We start from the raw sequence: 6,000 nt of genomic DNA on the forward strand, positions 1-6,000 counted from the left end.
ACTTATTTATGGATTAAATCCAAATTTCAAACTGATATCTTATATATAAGAGTCAATTCTTTTAAGTTTTATTCTCATTTTTCATATAAAAAGAACGATCATCTACTATTTTTTTTATGTTTCTATGTGTTTACAAAGAGTGTTTATAATGATAATCTAGCTTAGATTTTCAAAAGCTATAAAAAGAACAAGAATTGCATAAAATTTTTCATGTTGTAAAGTGTTAAAAACAATGGTTTTAGGAGGTGTTAAAAAACTAATTTAAAAAAAGTTTAAAAAAATAGTTGTGATATTAAAAAGTGGTTGTATGTTTGCAGCCGCTAAGGGAAATATGCTCTTTTAGTTTCGTTCATTGAGATGTTGTATTGGTTGGTTAAATGGAGAGGTTTAGTTGAGTGAAGTTATTAAAATTTCAATAAAAATAAATTTCATTTTTATTTGGTTACTGATTAAAAAGAGTTGTATGTTTGCAGTCCGAAATTTTCGGCAAAAAGTTCAGTTTTTTTAGGGGTAAGTAAAAATAAAAAAAATCATTTTTTTTTATTGTCAGATTAGAAATAGTTTGTATGTTTGCAGCCGCTAAGAAATACAGCAAAAAAAGTTCAGAGAGGTTTTGGAATGATAATTAAAAAAGTCAGTTAGTTCGAGTCTAACATTTCTACAAAGTTGAGTTAAAGGTAAAGATTGAGTTTTATAACTTGTCGGTGCCGACTCGGCACAGTTCATTGAAAATATTGAAATTGACAGCGTAAACAAAGAGTAGAATAACCATAACAATTAATTTTGTTAAAATTCTTTTGAAACTTATTCATTAAATATTATTTAAAATATACAATGAAGAGTTTGATCCTGGCTCAGGATGAACGCTAGCGGCAGGCTTAACACATGCAAGTCGAGGGGTAACATTGTAGCTTGCTACAGATGACGACCGGCGCACGGGTGCGTAACGCGTATAGAACCTACCTTTTACTGGAGAATAGCCTTTAGAAATGAAGATTAATGCTCCATAGTATTGCGACTCGGCATCGAGATGTAATTAAAGATTTATTGGTAAAAGATGGCTATGCGTCCTATTAGTTAGATGGTAAGGTAACGGCTTACCATGACATCGATAGGTAGGGGTCCTGAGAGGGAGATCCCCCACACTGGTACTGAGACACGGACCAGACTCCTACGGGAGGCAGCAGTGAGGAATATTGGGCAATGGAGGCAACTCTGACCCAGCCATGCCGCGTGCAGGAAGACGGCCCTATGGGTTGTAAACTGCTTTTATACAGGAAGAAACACTGGTATGTATACCAGCTTGACGGTACTGTAAGAATAAGGACCGGCTAACTCCGTGCCAGCAGCCGCGGTAATACGGAGGGTCCGAGCGTTATCCGGAATCATTGGGTTTAAAGGGTCCGCAGGCGGTCAATTAAGTCAGAGGTGAAATACCATAGCTCAACTATGGAACTGCCTTTGATACTGGTTGACTTGAGTCATATGGAAGTAGATAGAATGTGTAGTGTAGCGGTGAAATGCATAGATATTACACAGAATACCGATTGCGAAGGCAGTCTACTACGTATGTACTGACGCTGAGGGACGAAAGCGTGGGGAGCGAACAGGATTAGATACCCTGGTAGTCCACGCCGTAAACGATGGATACTAGTTGTTGGGCATTAGCTCAGTGACTAAGCGAAAGTGATAAGTATCCCACCTGGGGAGTACGGTCGCAAGACTGAAACTCAAAGGAATTGACGGGGGCCCGCACAAGCGGTGGAGCATGTGGTTTAATTCGATGATACGCGAGGAACCTTACCAGGGCTTAAATGTAGTCTGACAGCTTTAGAGATAGAGTTTTCTTCGGACAGATTACAAGGTGCTGCATGGTTGTCGTCAGCTCGTGCCGTGAGGTGTCAGGTTAAGTCCTATAACGAGCGCAACCCCTGTCGTTAGTTGCCAGCAAGTAAAGTTGGGGACTCTAACGAGACTGCCTACGCAAGTAGAGAGGAAGGTGGGGATGACGTCAAATCATCACGGCCCTTACGTCCTGGGCCACACACGTGCTACAATGGTATGGACAATGAGCAGCCATCTGGCAACAGAGAGCGAATCTATAAACCATATCACAGTTCGGATCGGAGTCTGCAACTCGACTCCGTGAAGCTGGAATCGCTAGTAATCGGATATCAGCCATGATCCGGTGAATACGTTCCCGGGCCTTGTACACACCGCCCGTCAAGCCATGGAAGCTGGGAGTGCCTGAAGTCGGTCACCGCAAGGAGCCGCCTAGGGTAAAACTGGTAACTAGGGCTAAGTCGTAACAAGGTAGCCGTACCGGAAGGTGCGGCTGGAACACCTCCTTTCTAGAGAAAGATGGTGAGTTACAAAAGGAAGTTTTACTCTTTGCTGTTAATTTTAAAAAAACAAAATATTAAGCTATTTAGTCTCGTAGCTCAGCTGGTTAGAGCGCTACACTGATAATGTAGAGGTCGGCAGTTCGAGTCTGCCCGGGACTACAATTTTAATATTTTAAGGAAATTCTGGAAGTAAGAGGATTCTACATTCATAATTTAGGATTTATTCTGAATTTCATAATGGGGGATTAGCTCAGCTGGCTAGAGCGCTTGCCTTGCACGCAAGAGGTCATCGGTTCGACTCCGATATTCTCCACAACGTCAATTTCAAAGTATTGACACAAGTTCATTGACATATTGGTAAAATGATATCGTAAGAATCAAATAGATAGAGAACAATTAGAATATTTATATTCTAATTAAATAATTTTTTTATAAAAATATAAAAGAGTTCATTATAGTATGGCAACATACTGTAGCAAAAAGTACAATAAGTTAAGTAAGGGCGTATGGCGGATGCCTAGGCTCTCAGAGACGACGAAGGACGTGATAAGCTGCGAAAAGCTACGGGGAGGGGCACATACCTTATAATCCGTAGATATCCGAATGGGGCAACCCGGCATGTTGAAGACATGTCACCTAGCAATAGGGGTAAACCCGGTGAACTGAAACATCTAAGTAACCGGAGGAAGAGAAAACAATAGTGATTCCGTTAGTAGTGGCGAGCGAACGCGGATTAGCCCAAACCAAAGTTGTTACGGCAATTTTGGGGTTGTAGGGCCACGATATTCGAAGATAAGTGAATTAGAACTGTTTGGAAAGACAGACCATAGAGGGTGATAGTCCCGTAAAAGTAAGCGAATTTTAGATAGTGGTACCCTGAGTAGTGCGGGACACGAGTAATCCTGTATGAATCCACCGGGACCATCCGGTAAGGCTAAATACTCCTGAGAGACCGATAGTGAACTAGTACCGTGAGGGAAAGGTGAAAAGAACCCTAAGTAAGGGAGTGAAAGAGATCCTGAAACCGTACGCCTACAAGCGGTCGGAGCAACTTCGAGTTGTGACGGCGTGCCTTTTGCATAATGAGCCTACGAGTTACTGTTTCTAGCAAGGTTAATTGATTAAGTCAAGGAGCCGTAGCGAAAGCGAGTCTGAATAGGGCGCTTTAGTTAGTAGTAGTAGACGCGAAACCGAGTGATCTACCCATGGGCAGGTTGAAGCTGTAGTAACATACAGTGGAGGACCGAACCAGTTGACGTTGAAAAGTCTTTGGATGACCTGTGGGTAGGGGTGAAAGGCCAATCAAACTCGGAAATAGCTCGTACTCCCCGAAATGCATTTAGGTGCAGCGTTGAGTAAAAGTTTTATAGAGGTAGAGCTACTGATTGGATGCGGGGGCTTCACCGCCTACCAATTCCTGACAAACTCCGAATGCTATAAAATGTTTCTCAGCAGTGAGGGCATGGGTGCTAAGGTCCATGTCCGAGAGGGAAAGAACCCAGACCATCAGCTAAGGTCCCCAAATATATGTTAAGTTGAACTAACGAAGTGAAATTGCTTAGACAGCTAGGATGTTGGCTTGGAAGCAGCCATTCATTTAAAGAGTGCGTAACAGCTCACTAGTCGAGCGATTTTGCATGGATAATAATCGGGCATAAACATATTACCGAAGCTATGGATTAACGTTGAAAGACACGTTAGTGGTAGGGGAGCATTGTAACCTGCGTAGAAGGTGTGCTGTGAGGCATGCTGGAGTGGTTACAAAAGAAAATGTAGGCATAAGTAACGATAATGCGGGCGAGAAACCCGCACACCGAAAGACTAAGGTTTCCTCAGCGATGCTAATCAGCTGAGGGTTAGTCGGGTCCTAAGGCGAATCCGAACGGAGTAGTCGATGGATAACAGGTTAATATTCCTGTACTTCTTATAATTGCGATGGGGTGACGGAGTAATGAAAGCACCGCGAACTGACGGAATAGTTCGTTGAAACATGTAGCTATTGGAACTGTAGGTAAATCCGCAGATCTAGGTGAAGTGTGATAGTACAACAAATCTTCGGATGCGTTGATAGTGTGCCTAAAGGCTTCCAAGAAAAACCTCTAAGCTTCAGATTATAAGAACCCGTACCGTAAACCGACACAGGTAGTTGGGATGAGAATTCTAAGGTGCTCGAGAGATTCATGGCTAAGGAACTAGGCAAAATAGACCCGTAACTTCGGGAGAAGGGTCGCCCTGCTTTACAGCAGGGCCGCAGTGAAAAGGTCCAGGCGACTGTTTATCAAAAACACAGGGCTTTGCTAAATTGAAAGATGATGTATAAGGCCTGACACCTGCCCGGTGCTGGAAGGTTAAGTGGAGGGTTTAGCTTCGGCGAAGATCTGAAATGAAGCCCCAGTAAACGGCGGCCGTAACTATAACGGTCCTAAGGTAGCGAAATTCCTTGTCGGGTAAGTTCCGACCTGCACGAATGGTGCAACGATCTGGACACTGTCTCAGCCATGAGCTCGGTGAAATTGTAGTATCGGTGAAGATGCCGATTACCCGCAGCGGGACGAAAAGACCCCGTGAACCTTTACTATAGCTTAGTATTGGCTTTGGATAAGTAATGTGTAGGATAGGTGGGAGACATTGAAGCGGCGTCGCTAGGCGTTGTGGAGTCGTCCTTGAAATACCACCCTTTGCTTATCTAGAGTCTAACTCAGAGATGAGGACAGTGCTTGGTGGGTAGTTTGACTGGGGTGGTCGCCTCCAAAAGAGTAACGGAGGCTTCTAAAGGTACCCTCAGTACGCTTGGTAACCGTACGTAGAGTGCAATGGCATAAGGGTGCTTGACTGAGAGACATACAGGTCGATCAGGTTGGAAACAAGAGCATAGTGATCCGGTGGTTCCGCATGGAAGGGCCATCGCTCAAAGGATAAAAGGTACTCCGGGGATAACAGGCTGATCTCCCCCAAGAGCTCATATCGACGGGGGGGTTTGGCACCTCGATGTCGGCTCGTCACATCCTGGGGCTGGAGAAGGTCCCAAGGGTTGGGCTGTTCGCCCATTAAAGTGGCACGCGAGCTGGGTTCAGAACGTCGTGAGACAGTTCGGTCTCTATCTGCTGTGGGCGTTAGAAATTTGCGTGGATCTGACTCTAGTACGAGAGGACCGAGTTGGACTGACCTCTAGTGTACCTGTTGTTTCGCCAGAAGCATAGCAGGGTAGCTACGTCGGGAAGGGATAAGCGCTGAAAGCATATAAGCGCGAAACCCACCACAAGATGAGATTTCTTTAAAGGGTCGTTGGAGATTACAACGTTGATAGGTCATAGGTGTAAAGGCAGTAATGTCATAGCCAAGTGATACTAATAACCCATAGACTTATGTACGCTTCTCACCGTTGCAAAACGGTGAGAGACAAACTCTTTATTTATTACGAAACAACCGATATTATTTTACCATATGTCAACTTATACAGTTGAAGCAATTTAACTGAAAATTTTAGGGTGGTTATAGCATTGGGGCTCACCTCTTCCCATCTCGAACAGAGAAGTTAAGCCCAATAGCGCCGATGGTACTGCATTTATGTGGGAGAGTAGGTCGCCGCCTTTCTTTAATCTTGATACAATCAAGATTCTAAACCTCATTCTTAATTGAATGAGGTTTTTTTTAT

At 43.8% G+C, this 6,000-nt stretch carries 2 tRNA genes and 3 rRNA genes; all 5 read left to right on the plus strand.

From position 1 onward, the window contains the following. Nucleotides 1-831: 831 nt before the first annotated feature. The 5 genes from BTO07_RS17210 (at nt 832) to rrf (ending at nt 5,939) form a co-directional block, all read left to right on the plus strand. A 16S ribosomal RNA gene (locus BTO07_RS17210) occupies nt 832-2,351 on the plus strand. A 79-nt stretch (nt 2,352-2,430) separates the two neighbouring features. Then, nucleotides 2,431-2,504 (plus strand) — tRNA-Ile (locus BTO07_RS17215). Between the two features lie 80 nt (nt 2,505-2,584). Beyond that, a tRNA-Ala gene (locus BTO07_RS17220) sits at nt 2,585-2,658 on the plus strand. A 172-nt stretch (nt 2,659-2,830) separates the two neighbouring features. Further along, a 23S ribosomal RNA gene (locus BTO07_RS17225) occupies nt 2,831-5,716 on the plus strand. A 113-nt stretch (nt 5,717-5,829) separates the two neighbouring features. Further along, a 5S ribosomal RNA gene (gene rrf, locus BTO07_RS17230) occupies nt 5,830-5,939 on the plus strand. Together the 16S, 23S and 5S rRNA genes with 2 tRNA genes alongside form the textbook arrangement of a ribosomal RNA operon. The last annotated feature ends 61 nt before the right edge of the window (nt 5,940-6,000 follow it).

The sequence above is a fragment of the Polaribacter sp. SA4-12 genome, assembly GCF_002163675.1.
In the GTDB taxonomy this organism is placed as follows: domain Bacteria; phylum Bacteroidota; class Bacteroidia; order Flavobacteriales; family Flavobacteriaceae; genus Polaribacter.